At 68.1% G+C, this 835-nt stretch carries 2 protein-coding genes; both read right to left on the reverse strand.

Annotated elements, in window-relative coordinates; all coding sequences use genetic code 11:
- Positions 1-617: hypothetical protein (locus tag AC1DYI_RS37210; protein WP_477209082.1), on the reverse strand; the 617-nt coding region annotated here is incomplete at its 3' end.
- Positions 614-835, reverse strand: a 222-nt coding sequence (locus AC1DYI_RS37215) for a flagellar basal body rod C-terminal domain-containing protein (RefSeq protein ID WP_477209083.1), incomplete at its 5' end; no start/stop codon positions are given. The genes AC1DYI_RS37215 and AC1DYI_RS37210, both read right to left, overlap by 4 nt.

Here is an 835-nt window from a genome sequence, read left to right on the forward strand (position 1 = left end):
TGCACGACCTGCACGACATCGCCGCGCGACACAGCGGGCGGAACCATGGCCTGGCCCGCCACGAGGTAATGCCCAGCGAGCACGGGGCTGCGCAAGACGAGGCCCTCTGATTCGCCCGCCCACACATCGCTGCCGCCGGCAGCGATGTCGACATCCTGCTCGCGCAAGATGCTCGGCGACAGACGCGCACCCACCGGCAGATCGCGCAACGCGACCCAACCGGTCCGATAGGCCGCCACTTCGACGGGCACCAGCAGCGTCCGCTTGACGTGGCCAGCTTGCTTGACGTCGACCCACACCGCCATGCGGGACGACAGGCTCACGTTTCCGCTGACGTCCCGCGCCACCARCTCGGTTCCCTGCGCATCTACGACCGTCGACGACAAGCCGCGCGCCGGCTGGCTGAACTGGAAGCGATCGGCCCGCCCTTGCAGCGCGCGCTCGAGCGCACGCGAAGCCAGCGCATGCAGTTCGGCTGCTTCGACGACGCGCTCGGTCGATGCGACCGTCGGCGCCGGATTTGGCGCGCCGACCTGGTCGCGCTCGTACGCTGCCGCCATCAGCGGACATACCAGCGCGAACGCGATGGTCGCGTTCAGGAGGGCGATGACCTTCACTTGCGCAGGTTGTTGACCATGCCGAGCATCTCGTCGGATGCCTGCACGACCTTGACACTCGCCTCGTAGGCACGTTGCGCCACCATCAGGTTCACCATCTCTTCGACCAGCTTGACGTTCGAGCCTTCGAGATAGCCCTGGCGGATCGCGCCCACGCCGTCCTGCCCTGCCCGCGCAACGATCGGTTCGCCGGCCGCCTCGGTGGCACGGAACAGGCC

This window comes from Ideonella sp. P3_A4 (assembly GCF_056403075.1).